The 19,567-nt window shown below is 64.9% G+C and carries 17 protein-coding genes; 5 read left to right on the forward strand and 12 right to left on the reverse strand.

What is annotated here, in order from left to right:
- Positions 1–27 precede the first annotated feature (27 nt).
- The 4 genes from R2669_RS15080 to R2669_RS15095 all read right to left on the reverse strand — a co-directional run bounded on the left by R2669_RS15080 (position 28) and on the right by R2669_RS15095 (position 2,658).
- On the reverse strand, positions 28–1,197 hold the full coding sequence (locus R2669_RS15080; protein ID WP_147215282.1) for a zinc-dependent alcohol dehydrogenase: 1,170 nt from the start codon (positions 1,195–1,197) through the stop codon (positions 28–30).
- Between the two features lie 79 nt (positions 1,198–1,276).
- A complete protein-coding gene (locus R2669_RS15085) occupies positions 1,277–1,519 on the reverse strand; it encodes a DUF6566 family protein (RefSeq protein WP_147215284.1) in 243 nt (80 codons plus the stop codon).
- Positions 1,519–1,689: a hypothetical protein gene (locus tag R2669_RS15090; RefSeq protein ID WP_186829290.1), complete on the reverse strand. Its 171-nt coding sequence runs from the start codon at positions 1,687–1,689 to the stop codon at positions 1,519–1,521. Before R2669_RS15090 ends, R2669_RS15085 begins: the two co-directional genes overlap by 1 nt.
- 99 nt (positions 1,690–1,788) lie before the next feature.
- The gene (locus R2669_RS15095; protein ID WP_316900956.1) at positions 1,789–2,658 is read right to left on the reverse strand and encodes a manganese catalase family protein; all 870 of its coding nucleotides are present in this window, start codon (positions 2,656–2,658) and stop codon (positions 1,789–1,791) included.
- A 144-nt stretch (positions 2,659–2,802) separates the two neighbouring features.
- Between R2669_RS15095 and R2669_RS15100 the strand changes: the two genes are divergently transcribed.
- A complete protein-coding gene (locus tag R2669_RS15100; RefSeq protein ID WP_316900958.1) occupies positions 2,803–4,098 on the forward strand; it encodes an Nramp family divalent metal transporter in 1,296 nt (431 codons plus the stop codon).
- Positions 4,099–4,132: 34 nt separating this feature from the next.
- Here the strand turns inward: R2669_RS15100 and R2669_RS15105 are convergent, their stop codons facing one another.
- Both R2669_RS15105 and R2669_RS15110 read right to left on the reverse strand, forming a co-directional pair.
- The gene (locus R2669_RS15105) at positions 4,133–5,002 is read right to left on the reverse strand and encodes an NmrA family NAD(P)-binding protein (protein ID WP_147215288.1); all 870 of its coding nucleotides are present in this window, start codon (positions 5,000–5,002) and stop codon (positions 4,133–4,135) included.
- Positions 5,003–5,140: 138 nt separating this feature from the next.
- On the reverse strand, positions 5,141–6,343 hold the full coding sequence (locus R2669_RS15110; protein WP_316900960.1) for a DUF2252 family protein: 1,203 nt from the start codon (positions 6,341–6,343) through the stop codon (positions 5,141–5,143).
- Positions 6,344–6,535: 192 nt separating this feature from the next.
- Here R2669_RS15110 and R2669_RS15115 point away from each other — a divergent pair, with 192 nt between their 5' ends.
- Complete coding sequence (locus R2669_RS15115; RefSeq protein ID WP_232039144.1) at positions 6,536–6,961, forward strand: HU family DNA-binding protein; 426 nt, start codon at positions 6,536–6,538, stop codon at positions 6,959–6,961.
- A 114-nt stretch (positions 6,962–7,075) separates the two neighbouring features.
- On the opposite strand, the gene R2669_RS15120 is transcribed toward R2669_RS15115, so the two are convergent.
- The 4 genes from R2669_RS15120 to R2669_RS15135 are packed head-to-tail and all read right to left on the reverse strand — an operon-like array spanning position 7,076 to position 11,404.
- On the reverse strand, positions 7,076–7,708 hold the full coding sequence (locus tag R2669_RS15120) for a DUF2894 domain-containing protein (protein ID WP_316900962.1): 633 nt from the start codon (positions 7,706–7,708) through the stop codon (positions 7,076–7,078).
- Positions 7,695–8,348, reverse strand: a complete 654-nt coding sequence (locus R2669_RS15125) for an OmpA family protein (protein WP_009239900.1) — start codon at positions 8,346–8,348, stop codon at positions 7,695–7,697. Before R2669_RS15125 ends, R2669_RS15120 begins: the two co-directional genes overlap by 14 nt.
- The gene (locus R2669_RS15130) at positions 8,345–10,651 is read right to left on the reverse strand and encodes a DUF802 domain-containing protein (RefSeq protein ID WP_316900964.1); all 2,307 of its coding nucleotides are present in this window, start codon (positions 10,649–10,651) and stop codon (positions 8,345–8,347) included. The genes R2669_RS15125 and R2669_RS15130 overlap by 4 nt, the downstream gene beginning before the upstream one ends.
- Before the next feature lie 18 nt (positions 10,652–10,669).
- On the reverse strand, positions 10,670–11,404 hold the full coding sequence (locus R2669_RS15135; protein ID WP_316900966.1) for a DUF3348 domain-containing protein: 735 nt from the start codon (positions 11,402–11,404) through the stop codon (positions 10,670–10,672).
- A 286-nt stretch (positions 11,405–11,690) separates the two neighbouring features.
- Here R2669_RS15135 and R2669_RS15140 point away from each other — a divergent pair, with 286 nt between their 5' ends.
- The gene (locus R2669_RS15140) at positions 11,691–12,845 is read left to right on the forward strand and encodes a methyltransferase (RefSeq protein WP_430708798.1); all 1,155 of its coding nucleotides are present in this window, start codon (positions 11,691–11,693) and stop codon (positions 12,843–12,845) included.
- A 9-nt stretch (positions 12,846–12,854) separates the two neighbouring features.
- Here R2669_RS15140 and R2669_RS15145 read toward each other — a convergent pair whose 3' ends face one another.
- Entirely contained in the window at positions 12,855–14,117 is a 1,263-nt protein-coding gene (locus R2669_RS15145) for a BaiN/RdsA family NAD(P)/FAD-dependent oxidoreductase (RefSeq protein WP_316900968.1), read from the reverse strand.
- Between the two features lie 219 nt (positions 14,118–14,336).
- On the opposite strand from R2669_RS15145, the gene R2669_RS15150 reads away from it, so the two are divergent.
- Positions 14,337–15,179: a class I SAM-dependent methyltransferase gene (locus R2669_RS15150; RefSeq protein WP_147215302.1), complete on the forward strand. Its 843-nt coding sequence runs from the start codon at positions 14,337–14,339 to the stop codon at positions 15,177–15,179.
- Positions 15,180–15,223: 44 nt separating this feature from the next.
- Here the strand turns inward: R2669_RS15150 and R2669_RS15155 are convergent, their stop codons facing one another.
- Positions 15,224–16,696, reverse strand: a complete 1,473-nt coding sequence (locus tag R2669_RS15155; protein ID WP_147215304.1) for a sensor domain-containing diguanylate cyclase — start codon at positions 16,694–16,696, stop codon at positions 15,224–15,226.
- 566 nt (positions 16,697–17,262) lie between these two features.
- On the opposite strand from R2669_RS15155, the gene R2669_RS15160 reads away from it, so the two are divergent.
- Positions 17,263–19,503 (forward strand): M1 family metallopeptidase, encoded by a 2,241-nt coding sequence (locus R2669_RS15160; RefSeq protein ID WP_316900972.1) that lies wholly within the window; start codon positions 17,263–17,265, stop codon positions 19,501–19,503.
- The last annotated feature ends 64 nt before the right edge of the window (positions 19,504–19,567 follow it).

Genomic DNA, 19,567 nt, shown 5'->3' on the forward strand with positions numbered 1-19,567 from the left:
AATGTAAATGTGCCCGCCCCGCCTTCGTCAGGGTTTCAGCACCACCTTCACACACCCGTCCTGCTTGTCACGGAAGGTCTTGTACAGGTCGGGGCCATCCGCAAGCGTGCCGCGATGCGTCACCACGAACGACGGGTCGATCTCCCCGCGCTCGATCCGCTCGAGCAGCATCGGCAGATACCGCTGAACCGGTGTTTGCGCCATCCGGAACGTCAGCCCGCGATTGATGGCTGACCCAAACGGCACCTTGTCCAGCAACCCGCCATACACGCCGACGATCGAGACCGTTCCGAAGTTGCGGCAGCACTGAATGGCCTGCCGCAACACGTGCGGCCGATCCGTACCGAGCGCGGTGGCGACTTTGATGCGGTCGAGCACGGAGTCGAAGCTGGCGGTCGTCTCGGGCTCCGTGCCCACTGCATCGATGCAGGCATCGGGGCCGCGGCCCTGCGTCATTTCGTTGAGCGCCTCGTGCACATCGCTGGCTTTGAAATCGAGCGTCTGCGCGCCGGCCGCGCGGGCCATGGCCAAGCGCTCGGGCACCGTATCGATGGCAATCACGCGTTCCGCCCCGAGGAGGAAGGCGCTTCGGATCGCGAATTGCCCGACGGGCCCGCAGCCCCACACGGCGATGGTGTCGCCGGGCTGGATATTGCAGTTCTCGGCGGCCATGTAGCCGGTCGGAAAGATGTCGGACAGGAACAACAGGGTCTCATCGTCCACACCCTCCGGCACGCGAATGGGCCCGACGTCTGCATACGGCACGCGCAGATATTCCGCCTGGCCGCCGGCATATCCGCCCAGCAGGTGCGAGTAGCCGAACAAACCCGCCGGCGAATGACCCCACAACTTGGCGGCCTTGGCGTGGTCAGGGTTGGTTCGCTCGCATCCGGAATAGAACCCGCGCTTGCAGAAAAAGCACTCGCCGCAGGAAATGGTGAACGGCACGACAACGCGGTCGCCCACCTTCAGCTTGGTGTTTTCGGGCCCCACTTCCACGACTTCGCCCATGGTTTCGTGGCCGACCACATCGCCGCTTTCCATGCCGGGCATGACACCGTCGAAGAGGTGCAAGTCCGAACCGCAGATGGCGCACGCCGTGACCTTGATGATGGCGTCACGGCCGTGTTGGATCGTCGGGTCCGGAACGGTATCGCAGCGGATGTCGTGTTTGCCGTGCCAGCAGAGCGCCTTCATCGCAATCTCCTTGTGGATTCAGTAGTGGCCCGACGCGCCGCCGAAGCCATGCCGAGCGCCGTCGCGCCGGTCTTCAGAATCAGGGCCGCTCACGCGTGAGCAGCAAGCGCGCCTGTTCCATCCCATCTCGAATGGCCTCGCCTTCGGTATGCCAGCCGCGCCACGTCTGGGATATTTCGCGAATTTCGAAGTGCCGCTCGCCGTTGGCCACAGAGATGCGCGGCACCCAGACGCCCTGCGCATCCTGTTCTGCGATCACCGTAACGGTATGGCCCGCGCACTCGAACCGCGCCGGGCCTTCGTGCGTTGTGTCGTCTGCCATCACCGCCTTCCGTTCAGGAAAGGATGCGGCGGTGTGACCCCTGAATACATCGGCGCAACTTGTTGTGCGCCCGCCCCGAACACGCCGGCAGGTACGCCGCGGGCGAGCGAATACATGGCAATCACGGCAAGGGTGAGCGCCGCGATTGCAAGCAGTTCTTGCATATGCATGAGCGTCTCCATCTTTGTTCGAGCTTGAAACGGCCGGTGCCTGGCGCAGACGCAATGTCCAGGCCCGAGCAGCGCAGCACCCGGGCCTGGAGGCGGTGGTCACGCCTTCGTTTCACCAAGCTCCGCGCCCGTGGTCGGATCGACAGCCGGATCCGAAGCCAGACGCGCCTTCATGGCCTCGAGCGTTTCCAGTTCGGCGTCGGTCAGGTTGACCGACGCGTTGCCGTCACCGCCGTCAACGGGCATCGGCGGGTCCGAGACAAGCTCAAGGCCGGTGCCGCTATTCCAGGGTGCCTGCACGATCGGACCACCGCGCGACATCTTGAAATACGCATCGCTGAACTCAGGCACCGGCGGCAGTTTGCCCGGGGGGAAGTTGCCGTTAATGGCATAAAGCGCCTTCTCGAACGACTTCTGGTGCGCGACTTCGCGCGTCATGAGAAATCCCAGCGCATCGCGCACACCGGGGTCGTCGCTCACGTTGATCAATCGTTCGTAGATGATCTTGGCGCGTGCTTCGGCCGCGATGTTCGAGCGCAGGTCCGCCGTCGGCTCGCCGATCGAATCGATGTAGGCCGCGGTCCACGGCACGCCCCCCGAGTTCGTCAATGACGGCCCACCGCCATAGAGCACCTGCGTCACATGGCTGTCGTTGCCGGCGCCATTGAGCTTGCGATACAGCTCCGCCTGCTCATCCACCGCTTCCGCCAACTCCCCCTTGGCACCGCGATTGAGCATGGCGACGATGGTGCCGATGATCTCCAGGTGGCTCAGCTCTTCGGTCGCGATGTCGTAGAGCATGTCCTTGCGGCCAGGATCCTCTTCTGCAACAGCTTGCGTGAAGTAGCGCATGGCGGCAGCAAGCTCGCCCTGCGGGCCACCGAACTGCTCCAGCAGCAGGTTGGCCAGGCCAGGATCGGTTTCGCTGACCCGAACGGTGTACTGCAATCGCTTGTTGTGCATGAACATGGGTGTTCTCCGGGAATGAGTGTGTGCCGTCATGGCGCATCCCTCTCCGCAACACCCATTCCATCGCGCCCCGCACGCTTGTCCCGCAAGCCATCAGGTACGAGGGTTGCGGAGGGCCCCACCGCCACCTCTCCCGGAGATTTCATGGACGACAGTCTCGCGCTTGACCGCGACAGCTCCTCTGCTTCGAACGGCGTCGTTGCCCACGCGCGTGAAGCGCTGGAAGGCCGGCGACGTGGCTGGCGCACGTTCCTCCCGTTTGTCGGGCCGGCCGTGGTGGTTTCGGTGGCGTATACCGACCCGGGGAACATCGCCACCGGCATTGAAGCCGGCGCGCGGTACGGATATCAGCTGCTCTGGGTCGTGCTTGCATCGAGCCTGGTGGCGATGTTGTTCCAGATGCTCTCCGCACGGGTGGGCATTGTGACGGGCCAGAATCTCGCGCAACTCTGTCGCACGCAGTTGCCCGCACCGGCCGGCCTTGGCATGTGGCTGATCAGCGAGCTTGCCGCCATGGCCACCGACCTTGCGGAGTTCGTCGGTGCCGCCGTCGGCATCGCACTGCTGACCGGCATGCCCTTGCTGTACGCCATGGTCGTCGCGGGTGTACTGACCTATCTGCTGCTGATGCTGCAGGCGCGCGGGTTCCGCCATATCGAACTGATGATTGGCGCGCTGGTCGCCGTTATCGGTATCTCTTACATCATCCAAGTGTGGATCTTGCCCGTCTCGTGGGGGGCCGCGCTGCGGCAAACCTTCGTTCCCACGGCGCTGCCGCCCGATGCGTTCATGCTGGCGGCCGGTATTGTCGGGGCCACGGTGATGCCTCATGCGCTCTTTCTGCATTCGGGGCTGGTCAATGGGCGTGTGCGCCCGCGCACTGCGTCGGAGACGTCGCAACTGCTCCGGTATTCCAACCGCGAGGTGGTGGCTGCGCTGGCCGCCGCAGGCTGCATCAACCTCGCCATGGTGGTGGTATCTGCGGGCGCGTTTCACGGCACACATGCGGAGGTGGCCGGCATTGAGGATGCCTATGTCACGTTGGCGCCGTTGTTCGGCGCATCTGCCGGGCTGGTGTTTCTGGTTGGGTTGATCGCGTCGGGGTTGTCCAGCTCCGTGGTCGGCACACTGGCGGGGCAGATGGTGCTCCAGGGCTTCCTGCGCGTGCGCTTGCCGGTGTGGGTGCGCCGGCTGATCACCATGGTGCCGGCGTTCGTCGTCATCGGGGCGGGCATGGATGTCACGCGCGCACTCGTGCTCAGCCAGGTGATTCTGAGCATGGTGGTGCCGTTTCCCATGGCGGCATTGATCTGGTTGGCACGCCGGCCCGACCTGATGGGACAGCATGCCGCCGGTCACCGCCTGGTTCTACTGGCGACGGTGAGCGCCGTGCTCGTGGCAGGATTGAACGGCGCGCTGCTCGTCCATCTCATTGCATAGCGCGGCGCGCCGGGCGCGCATGCCGGCGCGTCAATCACGCGTAGGCCGCCTGTACCGCCGCCGCTGCAATGAAATCTGCCAGAGAGACATGGCCGCGCACAACGTCGCCCGGCTTGTCGAAATCCTCGTCCAGGGTCACGGCCGTCATCCGCACATAGGCGCGGGCCGCTTCGTCGGAGAAGCCGAGACCTTTGTAGACCGCCTCCCAGCGGTCTCGCGGCACAACGTCCACCGTCACGCCACGGCCGAGCGTGCGCGACATGGCCTGCGCAACATCCTGCGGCGTGTAGCGCTGCGGGCCCTCCACGTAGCGCACGCCCACATCGTCGAGCGGCGCGAGAAGCCGTGCGGCGGCCGCCTCGCCGAGGTCTGCGGGGGCCACCATCGGCATCGGCATGTCGGCGGGAAACATGCTCGGCAGCTTGCCTGTCTGCGCAACTGTTTCCAGCAGGCCTGCCCAGTTGGTCATGTAGTAGGCACCCCGGTTGATGGCTGCCGGGATGGGCTGGCGCCGCAACCCCTCCTCAAGCTCCCACAGCGTGGAAAGGTCGCCGATGCCCTGTCCCGGGCGCGCCCCATAGGTGGATGCGGCCACCACTTTCTCCAGGCCGGAGTCCTCCAGCGCAGCCAGAATGTTGGCGATCGTCCGGCGCTCCGTCGCGTCGGTGTCACCGGCAGTATCGGCAGGCGGGTTGAGGAGGAATGCACGTCGGCCGCGTCGGAATGCCGCCCTGAGCGAGTCGACGTCCTCCGCATCGGCCATCGCCACCGATGCGCCTTTGTCCCGCCAGCGACCTGCGCGCTCGGGCCGCCGCGTCAGGATCGTTACGTCCTCACCGGTCGCCAGCAGCGTCTGCGCAACCGCAGCCCCCACATGTCCGGTTGCACCCATCACCACGTACATCGCGCCTCCTGTTGATGTCTGGACCGCGGCTGGACTGCGCCCCTGGGCCGGCGGGCGCCGTCCGCCATCGTCGCCTCACGACGGCCTGGAAGCCTCGCCAGCAGCGTTTGTGCCCGTCGATGCAAGCGACGCGGCGGATCAGCCGGCCCACGCGCGGCAGTGTTCGAGATACTGCCGCTCGTGCAGCCCAAGCAGATCGACGATCGAGGACCAGAGCCAGAATGGCGCATCGATGGAACGTCCATGACGCGCCCTCAGCTCACGGTGCCATGCCCTGGCGACATCCCGCGGCATCTGGCTGCCATGGGCCAGGCCGACGATATTGCCGAGGTAGGCAGCCAGGACCGTGGCATCTTTCTGCTCCAGCTTGTCGACCGACAGCTTCAGGTCTTGCGGTTGCAGCTCACGCATGAAAAAGCTGCTGCCCAGCATGCGCCCCCACGCCATTCGGTCTCCAAGGTCGGGAGACAGACGGCGCGCGCCAGTGACCACGCGCTCGGCGTTGATCCTCGGCATCTGGCCGGCAGACGCACTGGGCGCTGCGGCCTTTCCTGCCTCCTTGATGTCAATCAGCCGATACCGCGGCCCGCGATCCTGCTCGACTGCCAGCAAGACGGCATAGCGCCGCTGCCCGAGCGAGCTGCAGCCTTTGACCCAGTACGCCGCATCCACGATGCTGACAGACGCTTCGCCGGGCATCTCGTAAAGGCGTGCGATCAGGTCCAGCACCTCATGCTCGCTCACCAGCAGTTTCAGTTCGCGCCGTTCCTCTCTTGAGAGCGGCCAGAAATGGCGCCCCAGCGGAATGGTGGGAGACGTGTCGTCAAGCCGCTCCCTGGCCAGTTGTTTCCACGTACGCGCGGTCGCCGCCTTCATGGCGGTGCGCACCGATGCGGGGCGCGGAGGCAAATGCACGGCGGCATCCGGGTCGATGCCGTGGAGGTAGCCCGCCATCAGCGCTTCCACCATTCTTGCCGTCACGATGCCCGGCAGGTCGGATCCCCGCGCGGCCGTGGCCAGCGACACACCAAGCCGAATCAGGTCGAGCGCCGGATTGCCCAGCACCGTCTGGTCCAGATCCCGGATTTGTATGCGCGTGGCGCCAGAAGCATCGCCGATCGGGCCGAGGTTGCCGACATGGCAATCGCCGCAAATCCAGATGGTGGGCCCCTCGGGAAACGTGTGCGACTGCACCTCGCCCAGCCACTCGTAGAACTTCACGGTACTGCCGCGAACGTACGCATGGGTGGAGCGCGTCATCTTGGATTGGCGCAGCCGGGCGAGCACGGGCGCGCGGTTTTTGGGGCGCACCGCGCTCTGCGACGATTTTTGTTGGGGCATGTCTGTGCTGAACCTGGGATGCTCAGCGGGGGAATACACGCCCCAAACCGCATGCAATAAGCGTTCCGCGGCCTCAAAACAGCGTAGATAACGCTTCCACGGCGCTCAACCTTTGCTATGCTTGCTCGAAGCGCGCTGCACAGGCGTCGCTTCCATTGAATGGTCAACTTTACCCAACCATCTATTTTCACTATGGCCACCAAAACCAAGACCGCTGCCAAGACCGCTGCAAAGAAGGCCTCGCCGGCAAAGAAGGCCGCGCCAGCAAAGAAGCCTGCTGCAACGACGCCGACTCTCAAGCCCTTGAAGGACACGTTCACCAAGGCGAGCCTGGTGAGCCATCTGGCTGAACAGGCTGCCGTCGACGCCAAAGCGGTGAAGGCGGTGCTGCTCCATCTGGAGAACACCATCGTGGCTTCGCTGCACAAGAAGGGCGCTGGCGAATTCACGCTGCCGGGCCTGTTCAAGGTGACGTCGGTCAAGGTGCCGGCAACCAAGCGTCGCTTCGGCAAGAACCCCTTTACCGGCGTGGACCAGTGGTTCGAAGCCAAACCGGCAACCGTGCGCGTCAAGGTCCGCGCCTTGAAAAAGGTCAAGGACGCAGCCATCAACGGCTGATCGCCAGCGCAAAGAAAAAGGGAGCCTTGGCTCCCTTTTTTGCGTGCTTGCCGGTCGGAAGACGCTACAGGCGCAGACCAATCGGCGTGGCCGAATGGCGCTGTGCTGTGATGCTTAGCGCGCCTTCCGCGCCGTCTTTCCGCCGCTGCGTGCCGCATCCTGGCCACCGGCGGCGCCGTCTCCGCTCATGCGTTCCAACCACGAAAGCGCGTCCACATACGACAGAAACTGCCGCAGATAATCGGGCGACACCTCGCGCATCAACAGCAATGACCGATGCACGAGACTGCTCGAATTCAGCGGACCGGCATTCACCGGCACTTTGTCCAGGGCGTCCCGCAACTGTTTCTCGGCGCTGACGCGGGACCACGTGTCGCGCACGTCTTCAAGAATCTTCAGCTCCGGCAATGCACGCGGATGAGGCCCAGACCCGCCATCCGCAGCCTTGCCGACATCCGTGCGTTGCCGGCCGGCAATATCACGCAGCAGTTCGGCCAATGCGCTATCGGCACGCGCTTTTGCGTCGCTCGCGCCGGACGTTGCCGTCGTGCGATCGACGTCTTCCGCGTAGGCCGCGATCAGCTCGTCGAGCCGCGCGTCGAGAAGGCGCCGCGCCTCGCCGGTTTGTCCGGCCGTACGCCGATGCAATGCCTCGATGAAGCAGAAGCGCACGCGGTCAAGCTGGTCCGCGCCGCTTGCGCGCCAGCTGTCGAGCGTGGCCCGCGTGGACGCCTCAATGCGGCTCACGACGTCCACCGTTGGAAGCAGCCTGCCTCGGCACAGGTGCGATTTCCACACGCCGGTTCTTGGCGCGCCCGACGTCGTCTGCATTGGAACTCACCGGCTGCTGCGATCCAAACGCTGCCGCGAACACGCTCGACGCCGGAATGCCCTCGTCGATCAACGCACGCGTCACCGTCAAGGCGCGCTTGGCGGACAGCTCCCAGTTATCGGCAAACAGCCGGTTACCGGCACGCACCTGCTGGTCGTCGGAAAAGCCGCTCACCATGAGGATTTCTTCACGCGAGGTGAGATACGCCGCCAGGGGCCCCGCCAGGCTCTTCATCAAGGCGCGGCCTTCCGGCTGCAACTGATCGGAGTTGATCGCGAACAGCACATTGCCGTTGATGCCGATGCGCCCGTTGACGAGCGTCACGCGCCCGGCGGCCAGCGGGCCGGCCAGCGCCTGCTCCAGCGTCTTGCGGCGCTGGGCTTCGGCCTCGCGCTGCTTGACCTCGTTCTCCAGCTTGGACGACAGCTCCAGCTGCACGCCGATCACACCGACCAGAATCAGCACAAACGCGCCCAGCAGCACCGACATCAGGTCGCCAAACGCGGCCCAGACCGGCGCCGTGGCCTCGATGCCACCGTCGATCTCGTCGTTCATGCCGCTTCGGCCCCGGCCAGCGCGCGCTGGTCACCCAGGCGCTGCAGGTCTTCGAGGATCTGCTTTTGGGACAGCATGCTCAGGTCGATCACCTCACGCGCCTGGGCCACGTAGTAGGCAAGCTGTTCGTCGCTGCGGGTGAGCGACTTGTCGAGCGCGGCTTCGATGCGCTGCAACTGGGCTGCAAGCTTGTCGTTCGACTCGCCAAACAGCTGCACGGCCGCGCTAAACGCCTCGCCCAGGCTCGCCACCTCCACCGCACTGCCGGTCACCTGCGCAGCCACCGCGCCAAGCTTGCCGGTCTCCGCTTCCACCCGATCGGTGAACCGCACGCCAACGCGCTCCAGCAGATCTGCAGACGTCGCCACGAGCGCATCCACCGCCGTGCGCTGCTCGGTCGACGCATGGTTGACGGCGTCGAGCAGCGTTTCCAGCGTACCCAGCAGGCGCGCACGCTCGTCCAGCATCGCGGTATCGCGCACCATGCTGTCGGACAGCTTCTGGCGCAGTTCGGCCACCACTTCGGCCGCGGCCTTTGGCGCTTCCGACGCGGCTTGGACCAGGCGCGAAATCTCGCCGATCGTGTCATTGGCGTGCGCCTGCGTTTGCGCGGAAATGTCGCGCGCGGTCTGCGCCAGTGCGTCGCAAATCTGCTGCTGGCGGCTCGCTGTATCGGCGCCTGCCTTCTCCCATGCCTGGGTCAGTTTCTCGCCCATGGCGCCGAGGGCCTCGGTCCAGGCGGCCAGACGTTGTGCGTCTCGTGCTTCCAGTGCAGATTGCAACGCGGCTTGCGACTGACGCGATGCGTCCTGCTGCGCGGCGATATCGCGCGCGGTCTGCGCCAACGCATCGCAGATGTCTTGTTGACGGTTCGCCGTATCGGCGCCGGCCTTCTCCCACGCCTGGCTCAGCTTTTCGCCCGTTGCGCTGAGCGCCCCGGTCCAGGCCGCCAGACGTTGCGCGTCTCGTGCTTCCAGTGCGGCTTGCAGCGCCGTATGCGACTGGCGCGACGCGTCTTGCAACGACACGGCGTGCTGCTCGAACGTGGCGGCAGCCGCTTCCAGCGCGCGCTGGTTCTGGGTGGCCAGCTCGGCGTGGGCGTGTTCCTGGCGGGCCAGCGCATCCCGCCAAGCGGTGGACAGGCCGCCTGCGGTGGCATCCAGGCGCTCGGCAACGCCATCGATCAACCGTGCCGAGCGTTGCTCGAATGTCACGGCAAACCGGTCCAGCGACGTGCCGACCTGCCCCACCAGCGCCTCACTCGAGCGTTGATGCGCCGACAAGGCGTTGTTCCAGATGCCGGAGACCGCCTCCGCCGTCGCCTCAAAGCGTGACGACAAGCCATCCAATTGACGCTGCACGGCATGCGTGACCGTCTCCTGCAGCGCGGCCGATTCACGCGCGAGGCCCGCCATCGTCGTTTCCACCACAGGCTGCAGCGCCGCGCTGGCAACGCGCGCGCTTTCCGCTGCGCTGTCCTTCAACGACTGGCCGACCGAAGACGCAAGCTGGCTGTAGGCCACTTCCGTCTTGTCGAGAAACGCTTGCTGGGCGGCGATCTGCCGCTCGCTGCTGGCTGCGCCCTGCTGCTCCAGCGACACCATCATCGCCTGCAGGCGGTCAACCAATGCGGGCATCACATCGGCTTGCCGCTGCAGAAGCTTGAACGTCTCTTCACGCTGATGCGCGTGCGAATAGATGCGCAGCGTGGTGGCGATCTTCGCGTCGAGCGCCTGGACTGCCTGCAAGCGCTCGCGCCGGCACAGCGCCGACAGCAGCCCGAGCATGGCCGACGTTGCCACACCGGCAATCGAGGTCCCGAACGAGAATCCCAAACCCTTGATCGGGGCGGCCAGCGAAGCGCGGATCGCCTGCAGATCCGTCGCGCTTTCCAGCGCCGCGCCCGTGCCTTTGAGCGTCACCACCATGCCGAGCAGCGTGCCGAGCATGCCAAGCAGCACCAGCAGGCCCACCAGATACGGTGTCAGTGCGGGCGCCGGCAGCGCAACGCGCTCGCCTTCCACGCGCAGGCGCACGGCATTGCGCACGCTGGGGTGCAGTGGCTCCAGCCACGCCGCCAGATTGGGCGGTGGCTCCGTCAGCCCCGCCACGGCCTGCGTGACGGTGCCCGTCGCCTGACGATAGCGGCGCAGCTCCAGCGCGCCTGCCACATAGGCGGCACCGATCACGAGCGTGACGGCCAGCGCGAGCAGGTTTCCACCGACGACGTAGCCGACGGCAATCCATCCCAAGGCCGCCAGCCCGACAGAAAAAACGATGAGATTCAGGTGATGTCTGGACATGAATGGTGTCTGTCCCGCTTAGCAGGGGCGAAGGGCTGCGAGCAACCCGTCGATCGGTTGAAAACGAACATCAAGCTCGGCCAGGAGCACGCTCTGCATATCCTTGCGGAACGCGTCCAGCCAGGCGCGGGATGTGAATGGGGTGGCCTGGCCCTCTGCGGATACCTCGGCCTGCCGCTGCTGCTCGGCCGCGCGCAGGCGCTCGAAGTACGGCCCCAGCATCGACGGAATGGCCCCCAGCAACGAACGTTCGCGGTCGGCGAGCGCCTGCTCCATGCTGGCATCCAGCACCGCAAGCCGCGCGAGGTCGGGCGTCCTGGCAGCCAGCAGGCGTCGCAGGCGGCCACGCAGGTCGCTAATCTCCAGCTCCATCGTCTGCTGCATCAGCACGTAGCGCTGCCGGAAATCGGCATAGTCAACCACCACCGGCACCGCCGGGTTCTGGATCGGTGCGCGTGGCCCGGGCCTGGCGTCCGGCGCGCAGCTTGACGCGATGGATTTCGTCAACGCCGCGCGGACACGGCTACCAATCGTCTCGGCGTCCGGCCCGACGGGCCGCGTGCTGGAGGCACCGGCGGGCGGTGCCGCGCTCAATGCCGACGAAAGCGTGATGGCATCCGTCCAGCTGAGCCATTGGCTCAACCGGTCAGAAAGGGGCTGCGCAGATGCGGAAACGTCGACGTCCGTCAGGCGAGCAAGAATGCGGATCAGCGCGGGGCCGCTGAGCGCCCTGCGTTGCTGGGCGTGCGCCATGCTACGAGTGCCGAAAAAAGGCTGGAGTTTACACTGCCTGCCGGGTCGGACTGGCGTCTTTGGGTGGCAAAGAAATCACTTGCCCAGAAGAATCGCAGCGGTCAATCGGCTCGCGGGCGATACGGGGCGACGTCCGTCAGCGCATAGCGTGGCATCGGGCCTTTTCTGACCGAAACGGCATCAGTGCAGCGCCGCGTCGGTTGCCCGCCCACATTTGTGCGATCAGGCCGACAGCGGTATCGTGTCGCCCACTACCGCACCCTCCCCGCCTTCCGCCCATTTCCCCGTGACCGACCACCCTACCCTGACCTGGACCGACGACCGCCCTGAAGCCAGCAGCGACGCCGTCCATACCGCCCTCTGGCGCTCCGAAGCCGGCAACCCGCCGCCCAAGCGCGTGGTCATCGCAGATGATCGGACCCCCGCCGATACCGCCTACCGCCTCGCCTGCGAAGGCACCGCGTTGCTCTGGCAAGGCGATTTCCAGAACGCGCGCCAACTCCTGCAGGCCATGTCCCGCCGCATCGATCGCAAACCCGGCAAGGCGCGCAAGGAACCCGCCTCGCCCATCGACGCGTTCAACCTGCATCGACAGGCGCAATCGCAGCGCGCCCGCACGCTGGGCATGCTGCTGATTCCGCTGGATGCGGATTACACGATCCCGCTGCGCCGCGCACCCGACATGCGCGAGGCCTGCACGGAAGCCTATGGCACGAGCAACGCCGCTTCAGTCGTCTCGCTGCGTGAACTGCTTGGTTTGATCGGCGCGCATGAGTGGCGCAAGAAGGGGGTCGAGATTCCCGCGCTCGGTGGTGAGCGCATTCACCCGCACTACGGCGTGTTCTCGCCGGTGCGCGGCGAGTACATCGATCTCGTGGCGAATGCACCGTTGCCTTCGAAAACCCTGGCGTTCGATATCGGCACGGGCACGGGCGTGCTCGCAGCGGTGCTCGCCAAACGCGGCGTGAAGCACGTCATCGGCACCGATCAGGACCCGCGCGCGCTGGCCTGTGCGCGCGATAACGTTGCACGCCTCGGTTTGCAGACTCAGGTCGACGTTGTCGAAGCGGATCTGTTTCCCGAAGGCCGTGCGCCGCTGATCGTGTGCAACCCGCCGTGGCTGCCGGCGCGGCCCAGCTCGCCTATCGAGCGCGCCGTCTACGATCCGGATAGCCGCATGCTGCGCGGCTTCCTGGATGGCCTGGCCGCCCATCTGGAGCCGAATGGCGAAGGCTGGTTGATCCTGTCGGACTTTGCCGAGCATCTTGGCCTGCGCACGCGCGATGCCCTGCTGGCGATGATCGACGCTGCCGGCCTGCAGGTGGTGGGCCGGGAAGACATCAAGCCGAAGCACCCGAAGGCGTCCGATGAAAACGACCCGCTCTATCGCGCGCGGGTTGCCGAGGTCACGTCGCTGTGGCGCCTGAAGGCGCGCCAGTAAAGCAGTGAATCAGCGCGCCATCGTCGCCAGGTAGTCGAGGACGCCCTGCCCCGCAGCGGCGCCGCTCGCAAAACACGCCGTCAGCAGATAGCCGCCCGTGGGCGCTTCCCAGTCGAGCATCTCGCCGGCGCAGAACACGCCCGGCAGACGCTCGATCATCAGCTTTGCATCCAGCGCTTCAAATGCCACGCCGCCTGCGGTGCTGATCGCCTCGTCGATGGGCCGCGTGCGTGTAAGTCGCAACGGCAACGCCTTGATGGCCTTCGCGAGTTGGGCCAGATCGGCAAACGCTTCCTTGCTCAGGCACTCGCGCAGCAAGCCGAGCTTCACGCCCGTGATATTCAGCTTGCTTTGCAGATGGCTCGACATCGAACGCGCGCCGCGCGGGCGCATCAGTTCATCCGTCACACGTTGCGCGCTCCAGCCTGGCGCAAGGTCGAGCCAAATCGTGGTGCCGCCCTCTGCGGCCAGCGCATCACGAATCGGGGCTGACAACGCATAGACGAGGCTGCCTTCAATGCCGGTCTGCGTGACGACGAACTCGCCCTGGCGGAATTGCAGCGCACCGCCATCGCCCGACGGCAAACCGATGGCGACCGACTTGACGGGCTGCCCCGCAAATCGCTCCTGGAAAAACGCGCTCCAATCGGCGTCGAACCCGCAATTGGCAGGCTGCAAGGGCTGCACCTGCACGCCGCGCGCCTCCAGCAGCGGCACCCAGGCGCCGTCGGAGCCTAGGCGCGGCCAACTGCCGCCGCCCATGGCCAGCACCACCGCATCGGCTTGCACCAGCCGCTCAACATCGGCGGTTTCAAAGCGCAGCACCTGCGCGTGGTCTGACGGTTCCGCCCACCCCACCCAGCGATGCCGCATGTGCAGCTGCACGCCCGCCTCGCGCAGCCGGTGCAACCATGCGCGCAGCAAGGGCGCGGCCTTCATCTCGGTCGGAAAGACACGTCCCGAACTGCCGACAAACGTATCGATGCCCAACCCATGGATCCACGCACGCAGGTCGTCGGGGCTGAAGCGGCCAATGAACGGCGCCAGCGCCTCGCGCCGCGTGCGATAGCGACCGAGAAACGCGTCGATCGGCTCCGAATGCGTGATGTTCATCCCGCCAATGCCCGCCAGCAGAAATTTGCGGCCGGCCGAAGGCATGGCGTCGAACACTTCCACACGCACGCCGTTGCGCGACAGGACTTCAGCAGCCATGAGCCCGGCGGGGCCGGCGCCGATGACGGCAACGAGAGGGGCGTTGGATGTTTCGGACATGCGGGGAGGAACGGATCGAATCATGCGGGGCAGGCAAGCGGGGCGCTATTGTCACATCCTCATCGGGCCCGGGCAAACGAGGGCACGCATGACGTGGCTTGGGGTGCGCTTGCCGTCGCCCACCCCGCTTTTCGGTAAACTGGCGCCCTCTTTCCGTTTTTCTCCGCGCCGCCGCACCGATCCCATTCCGTGCGACATGTCGCCCAGGCTGTCCTGACGATGTCCAACAAGACCCACGAAATCCGCCCCAACCAGTCGATCGAACTGCTCAAGGAACTGCACATCCTGACGCGCGACGGCAAAATGAACCAGGACAGCCGCCGTAAGCTCAAGCAGGTCTATCACCTGTTCCAGTTCATCGAACCGCTGATGGCCGACGTGCAGCAAGCCAAGGGGCATGTCACGCTGGTCGACCACGGCGCGGGCAAGTCGTACCTCGGATTCATCCTGTACGACCTGTTCTGCAAGGAGCAACCGGGGGATGGAACCTCGCACATTTACGGCATCGAAACGCGCGAAGAACTGGTCACCAAGTCGACCGAACTTGCCGCCCGGCTCGGCTTCAAGGGGATGTCGTTCCTGAACCTGTCGGTTGCGGAGTCGATTACCTCTGACCGACTGCCCGCCACGATCGACATCGTGACCGCACTGCATGCCTGTAATACCGCCACGGACGATGCGATCCGCTTCGCGCTGGAGAAAAAGGCGCAGTACATCGTGCTCGTTCCGTGCTGCCAAGCGGAGGTGGCCGGCGTGCTGCGCAAGAACAAGGGCAAGTCGCTCGGCAATGCGCTGACGGAAATCTGGCGCCACCCGCTGCACACGCGCGAATTCGGCAGTCAGGTCACCAACGTGCTGCGCTGCCTGCAGCTTGAAGCGCACGGCTATCAGGTCAGCGTGACGGAACTCGTCGGGTGGGAACACTCGATGAAGAACGAGCTGATCATCGCGCAGTACAAAGACCTGCCGCGCCGCCGCCCGACCGAGCGGTTGAACGAGGTGATCAGCACGCTCGGGCTGGAAGAACTGCACGAACGGTTCTTTGCACCGGCGGGCGCCTGAAGCGAGAAGAGGCAGCCGCGCACCGGATGCGCAGATGGCCGCCGTTATGCCGGGCGCCGGCCTTCGTGCTGCACCCGCTTGTCTTCGTACATCGCGACATCGGCTTCGCGCAACGCTTCTTCCAGACGCCCGCCTTCGTGGCAGGTAGCGCAGCCCATGGAAAACCCAAGCTCCGCGCCCGGATAGAACTGGTTGTTGAGTTCGACCAGCTTGCGCAGACTCTCCACCAGCGCCGCACCGGCCTGCGCGTCGGCGCCGGGCAGCAGCACCGCAAACTCGTCACCGCCAATGCGCGCAGCGTGTGCAGGTTTGTCGATGGCCTTGCCGAGCACCTCGCCGGCGCGCCGCAGTAGCGCATCGCCTGCGGCGTGGCCGAGCTGGTCATTCACGCTCTTCAGGTCGTTCAGGTCGATCATGATGACCGTCACGGGGAACGGGCCCTTGCGCTCCAGCCGGTTGATCTCGTCCACGTAGAACGAGCGGTTCTTGAGCTTGGTCAGCACGTCGTGCTTGCCGAGATATTCCAGATACGACTCGGCCTTCTTGCGCGCGGTGATGTCGGTCAGCGCCAGCAGCACCATGTCCCAATCCTGCTCGCGCCCCGGGAAGACAGAGAACTGCAGGTGGATGTTCAGCGGGTTGCCATCGAGCCCATAGTTGACCACCTCGCGCTGCTGGAAGAGCCGGCCGTCCCACAGGTCGATCAGCTGCTCGCGAAAGTGCGAGCGCATGTCGTCGCGAAAGACTTCCGGCAAGCGGCCCAGCAAGTCGTTGCGGTTGCGCGCCTTGAACATCTCCAGCGTGAAGCCGTTGACATCGAGCACCTGGATCTCCTGCATGCAGCGCTCGACAAACTCGGGGTGCACGTCGGTAAAGGTGCGGAAGTCGGTGATGCCCTGCATGCGCACTTCGTCCAGCAGCATCTTGATGGTGCTGAAGTTCTCGACCCACAGCGACACCGGCGCATGTTCGAACACGCCGCGCGCGTAGAGCTGGCTGGCCGCGGCACGGCGGCGGGCGTCTTCGAGTTCGGTGATGTCGTCCACGGCCACCAGCACGCGGTCCCACGGCTGCTCGTGGTCGGGCAGAACAACGCCCTTGAGCAGAATGTCCAGACGGCGGCCGTTGAGCGTGTAATTGACGCTGCGGCTCTCGAACGACGGCTCGCCAGACCACAGCTGCACGAGTTCGCCCACGTGGGCTTCGAGCATGTCGTCGCGCAGTACGTCAGCCAGGCGCGCGGTGAGCGTTTCGGCATTCGGTGCCGCGTACATCGACAACGTACGCCGGTTCACGCGCAGCACCTTGATGCAGGCCGAACACGCCGCCACGCGTGAGACGTCTTCTTCCAGAAAGCGCTGCAGGTCGGTCACGCCGGCGGCGCGCCATTGCGCAAAGAGACGGTGCAGATCGCTGTAGTCCTCCAACCACAATGACGTGGGGGTGACATCAAAAAAGTCGATCAGGTTGACACCCACAGCCGCTGGGCTGCTGACGCTATCGGACGCGGATTGCATGAATCGCTCTACGGAAGACAGAAAACACTTTGCAACCTTGCGAGCGTACCGGTTTTGTGTAAAACCGCGCACAGCGCAGGCCTCATCCGGAAGGATTACCCCCAGGCAGGCGATACCGGCTCTGCTGCTGCGGCGCAATACCCAGCCGAATACCCGGAAAGTTCCCGAACGCGATTTTTGAACTCCGCGCCGTATTCAGTTTTGTTTTATCGGACGTTGTAAAAATATCCGCCGCGATTTTTAAGAGAGTTTCATGAAGCGCCAAACGCATTTCATTTTTTCAACGCGCTTTGCAGAAGTCACCCAGCATCCGCGGAGGCGCCCGCAGACTAGCCGCTGCGCATACCAAAAACTGCAAATTCGGCGGCCGATTCTCTCGCACGTGATTTAAAAAACTTCGTCTCGATTCGCGGGCCGTTTCCTCCAGAATCCGTGCATCCCGTGCGCGGGCTGTGATTTGCACCGCGCAAGAAGCGGGTAATTCCTTGTCCCGATTCTGCGGCCTGCCCCCCACTTTTCTTTTGAGCCCTGGGCCGCCGATTCGTTTCCACCTCAGGAGAAATGCAATGCGGGATTCGACAACCTTCCGTCGTACGGCCACGACACGCACCGGACGCGCGCACAGCGCCCGGACACGTCGCTCGTTCAAGCTGGCACTCGTGGCGCAGGCCGCGGCAGCGCTGATTCTGGCCGCGTGCGGCGGCGGCGGAGATGACGCGCTCACCCCGTCCGGCGGCAAGCTGGACGCCAACGGCTCGCAGCAGCAGGGCAATACCAATACCGGCAACACCAATGCGCCGGCACCGGCGGTCGACGCATCCGTGCCCCCGGTGGAACTGCCGGACTACATCAAGCCCGTCAATTACAAGCTGTGGTTCCGCCCGAGCGCAGACCTGAACAGCTTCTCGGGCCGCGCCGACGTGGAGATCAAGGTCACCAAGCAGACCGGCGCCGTGACGCTGGCCGTGCGCGACCTGAAGCTCGACGCCTCGCGCCTGACGCTCACGCCCACCTCGGGCGGCGGTGCATCGCGCGTGCTCGTGCCGATTCCGCAATCGCAAGGCGCCTTCTATGACCTGCGCGACCCGACCGGAGACATCAAGCCCGGCAACTACGTGCTCCACATGGAATGGACGGGCACGATCAACTTCACGAAGGCCGAGGGCATCTTCAAGCTGGGCCTGCAGGCCGCAACGGGTCAGAGCTCCGACGCCATCGTCACGCAGGGCGAATCGAACTTCGCACGCGAGTGGTTCCCGAGCTGGGATGAGCCGGCCTTCCGCAACACCTTCGAAGTGACGGCGGAAATTCCGGGCGACTGGAAGGCCGTGGCCAACGGCAGGCAGACGAGCGCCACCAAGCTGCCGGACGGCTATCAGCAGGTGTCGTTTGCCAAGACGCCGTCAATGCCGGCGTACCTGCTGTTCTTCGGCGGCGGCAAGTTCGACATTCTGGAAGACCAGTTCACCAATCCGCTCGATGGCAGCAGCATGCGCCTGCGCTGGTGGGTGCCGCCCGGCGAGGCGCACTCTGCGGTGGCCGGCATGCAGTTCACGAAGGAAGCGCTGAACCACTACTACAACTACTTCCAGATCCCGCTGCCGTTCGACAAGATGGACACCATCGTCGCCAACGACAGCTACGACAACAAGAATGCCGGCTTTGGCGGCATGGAGAACTGGGGCGCCATCTTCGAATTTGCCGACCAGGTGCTGGTGCCGCCCGATGGCGCACCGACCACCGTCCACTCGATGGGCAAGGCGCGCTCGTTCGTCGTGGTGTCGCATGAACTGGCACACCAGTGGTTTGGCGATCTCGTCACGCTGGATTGGTGGGACGACATCTGGCTGAACGAATCCTTCGCCAACTGGTTCGAGAACGTCACCAAGATCGCGCTGCACCCCGAGTTCCAGGGCAACACGTGGGCCGACTATGCGGCCGTCAAGCAGCGCGTCTACACCTTGGACCTGCAGCCGACCGCTGTACCGGTGCAGCACAACCTGAGCGATGCCGGCTCGATGGACTTCCTCGACCGCTTTGCCTACAACAAGGGCGGCCATGTCCTGCAGATGCTCGAGAACTACGTCGGCAAGGACGCCATGCGCAAGGGGCTGCAGAGCTACCTGAACAAGTACAAGTTCGGCAATGGCACGCCACCGCGCCTGTGGGCAGAGCTGGAAGCCGCCAGCGGCAAGCCCGTCGGCAAGGTCGGCGACAGCTTTGTGCGCCAGACCGGCGTGCCGCTCGTCAGCATCGACGCGCAGTGCAACCCGGCCACCAACCAGAACGTGCTGACGATCACGCAGAAGGCGTTCCCGAACAAGAACGTCTATTCCGGCTATCAATGGAATATTCCGCTCACGATCGCCTACGGCGATGGGCTGGCGCAGACGCAGACGGTGGTGCTGGACCAGCAGACCGCGCAGGTCACGCTGCCGACGTGCTCGGCCGTGCTGGCGAACCCGACCGGCCTGGACTACTACGTGACCAACTACAGCCCGACGCTGTGGAGCGCACTGCTGGCGCAGGCCGGTTCCATCAGCAATAAGGCGACGACGACCAACATCGCCGGCGATGCGACGCAGCTGTACAACGCACAGATCATCGACAAGGCGCTGTATGACCAGATTGTCGGCATCCAGAACATGCAGCCGGCCGTCGCAACGCTGCGTGCCCAGGCTGTGACGCCGACGGGCTCGTTGCGTCCGCAAGCGGTGCAGCTGCAGCAGATGCAGAACATGGATCGCCCGATCCACAAGTTCCGCTACGAAGGTCTCATGAAGCATCTGACCGACATCAAGCGGTAAGCACCAAAGCAAGCGGGCCGCGTCTCACGATGCGGCCCGCTGCAAGGGTGGCTCCTGATTTCCG

Source organism: Ralstonia edaphi (genome assembly GCF_958350185.1).
In the GTDB taxonomy this organism is placed as follows: domain Bacteria; phylum Pseudomonadota; class Gammaproteobacteria; order Burkholderiales; family Burkholderiaceae; genus Ralstonia; species Ralstonia edaphi.

Bases quoted from the DNA above. Each gene is read 5' to 3' on its own strand.
- R2669_RS15080 (WP_147215282.1), bottom strand. From the start codon at position 1,197: ATGAAGGCGCTCTGCTGGCACGGCAAACACGACATCCGCTGCGATACC.
- R2669_RS15085 (WP_147215284.1), bottom strand. From the start codon at position 1,519: ATGGCAGACGACACAACGCACGAAGGCCCGGCGCGGTTCGAGTGCGCG.
- R2669_RS15090 (WP_186829290.1), bottom strand. From the start codon at position 1,689: ATGCATATGCAAGAACTGCTTGCAATCGCGGCGCTCACCCTTGCCGTG.
- R2669_RS15095 (WP_316900956.1), bottom strand. From the start codon at position 2,658: ATGTTCATGCACAACAAGCGATTGCAGTACACCGTTCGGGTCAGCGAA.
- R2669_RS15100 (WP_316900958.1), top strand. From the start codon at position 2,803: ATGGACGACAGTCTCGCGCTTGACCGCGACAGCTCCTCTGCTTCGAAC.
- R2669_RS15105 (WP_147215288.1), bottom strand. From the start codon at position 5,002: ATGTACGTGGTGATGGGTGCAACCGGACATGTGGGGGCTGCGGTTGCG.
- R2669_RS15110 (WP_316900960.1), bottom strand. From the start codon at position 6,343: ATGCCCCAACAAAAATCGTCGCAGAGCGCGGTGCGCCCCAAAAACCGC.
- R2669_RS15115 (WP_232039144.1), top strand. From the start codon at position 6,536: ATGGCCACCAAAACCAAGACCGCTGCCAAGACCGCTGCAAAGAAGGCC.
- R2669_RS15125 (WP_009239900.1), bottom strand. From the start codon at position 8,348: ATGAACGACGAGATCGACGGTGGCATCGAGGCCACGGCGCCGGTCTGG.
- R2669_RS15130 (WP_316900964.1), bottom strand. From the start codon at position 10,651: ATGTCCAGACATCACCTGAATCTCATCGTTTTTTCTGTCGGGCTGGCG.
- R2669_RS15135 (WP_316900966.1), bottom strand. From the start codon at position 11,404: ATGGCGCACGCCCAGCAACGCAGGGCGCTCAGCGGCCCCGCGCTGATC.
- R2669_RS15145 (WP_316900968.1), bottom strand. From the start codon at position 14,117: ATGTCCGAAACATCCAACGCCCCTCTCGTTGCCGTCATCGGCGCCGGC.
- R2669_RS15150 (WP_147215302.1), top strand. From the start codon at position 14,337: ATGTCCAACAAGACCCACGAAATCCGCCCCAACCAGTCGATCGAACTG.
- R2669_RS15155 (WP_147215304.1), bottom strand. From the start codon at position 16,696: ATGCAATCCGCGTCCGATAGCGTCAGCAGCCCAGCGGCTGTGGGTGTC.
- R2669_RS15160 (WP_316900972.1), top strand. From the start codon at position 17,263: ATGCGGGATTCGACAACCTTCCGTCGTACGGCCACGACACGCACCGGA.